This is a genomic window from Chelativorans sp. Marseille-P2723, assembly GCF_902809845.1.
Classification (GTDB): Bacteria; Pseudomonadota; Alphaproteobacteria; order Rhizobiales; family Rhizobiaceae; genus Chelativorans.
In genome coordinates this window covers 1-1,737 of sequence record NZ_CADDWI010000006.1, presented here as the reverse complement: position 1 = coordinate 1,737, position 1,737 = coordinate 1, and the positions used below count along the sequence as shown (strand labels likewise).

2 protein-coding genes are annotated in these 1,737 nt (G+C 65.9%); both read left to right on the top strand.

What is annotated here, in order from left to right; translation table 11 throughout:
• The coding region (locus tag HUS57_RS00075) for a carboxyl transferase domain-containing protein (RefSeq protein WP_173930904.1) at positions 1–1,485 on the top strand (1,485 nt) is incomplete at its 5' end.
• Positions 1,486–1,487: 2 nt separating this feature from the next.
• Positions 1,488–1,737: enoyl-CoA hydratase-related protein (locus HUS57_RS00070; RefSeq protein ID WP_173930903.1), on the top strand; the 250-nt coding region annotated here is incomplete at its 3' end.

The following is a 1,737-nucleotide window of genomic DNA, read 5'->3' as shown; positions in this document are numbered from 1 at the left end:
GCCGAGGCGCGGGCCCGCCATGCCGCCCGCGGCAAGCTGTTGGCGCGCGAGCGCATCGATCTGCTGCTCGATCCGGGTACTGCCTTCCTCGAGATCGCGCCGCTTGCCGCGCATGGGCTTTATGGGGGAGAAGTCCATTCAGCCGGCATCATCGCCGGGGTGGGCCGGGTACGTGGCCGCGATTGCATGGTCGTTGCCAATGACGCCACTATCAAGGGCGGCACCTATCACCCGATGACCGTCAAGAAGCATTTGCGGGCCCAGGACATTGCATTCGACAACCGTCTGCCTTGCATCTACATGGTCGATTCGGGCGGCGCCTTCCTGCCGCAGCAGGACGAGATCTTCCCCGACGAACGCAATTTCGGGCGCATCTTCTACAATCAGGCGCGCATGTCGGCGGCCGGTATCCCCCAGATCGCCATCGTCATGGGTTCCTGCACGGCGGGCGGCGCCTATGTCCCGGCCATGTGCGACGAAAGCATCATCGTGCGCAATCAGGGCACCATCTTCCTCGGCGGTCCCCCGCTGGTGAAGGCGGCCACCGGGGAAATCGTCACCGCCGAGGATCTGGGGGGCGCCGAGGTGCACAGCCGCCAGTCCGGGGTGACCGATCACTACGCCCATGACGACCATCATGCGATCGGAATCGCCCGCGACATCATCGCCGCCGCCAATCTGCCAGCGCCCTCGCCGCGCAACATCGTCCAGCCGCGCGCGCCTCTCTACCCTGAGGAGGAGTTGTACGGCATCATCCCGTCCGACCTGCGCACCCCCTATGATGTCCATGACGTCATCGCCCGCATCGTCGACGGGTCAGAGTTCGAGGAGTTCAAGGCCCTGTTCGGCACCACTCTCGTCTGTGGCACCGCCCATATCTGGGGTCACCCGGTCGGCATCATCGCCAATAACGGCGTGCTGTTCAGCGAAAGCGCCCAGAAGGGGGCCCATTTCATCGAGCTGTGCAGCCAGCGCAACATTCCGCTGGTTTTCCTGCAAAACATCACCGGCTTCATGGTCGGGCGCAAATACGAGGCCGGCGGCATCGCCAAGGACGGCGCCAAGCTGGTGACGGCAGTGGCGACCACCAGCGTGCCCAAATACACCGTGGTGATTGGCGGCAGCTATGGCGCCGGAAATTACGGCATGTGCGGCCGCGCCTATTCCCCCCGCTTCATGTGGATGTGGCCCAATGCCCGCATCGCGGTGATGGGCGGGGAAACCGCAGCCTCCGTGCTCGGCATCCTGCGGCGCGAGGGGCTGGAGAAAGCGGGCCGCACCTGGTCGGCGGAAGAGGAGGAGGCCTTCAAGGCCCCGATCCGCGAGCAGTACGAGACCCAGGGCAACCCCTATTACGCCACCGCGCGCCTCTGGGACGATGGCATCATCGACCCGGCCGATACGCGCCGCGTTCTCGGCCTCGCCCTGGCCGCCGGCACCAATGTCCCCATCGAGCCGACCCGGTTCGGCGTGTTCAGGATGTAACCATGACAGACCTGCTGCTGGAATATCGCCAACCCGGCGTGGCGTGGATCGTCCTCAATCGCCCCGACAAGCACAATGCCTTCGACGAGCACCTGATCGCCAACCTCACCGGCATGCTTGACCGGGTGGAGGCCGACCCTGCGATCCGCACCCTGGTGCTGGCCGCCGCTGGCCCCAGCTTCAGCGCTGGAGCCGACCTCGACTGGATGAAGCGCGCCGCCACGGCCGACCGGGCCGCCAATCGCGCCGACG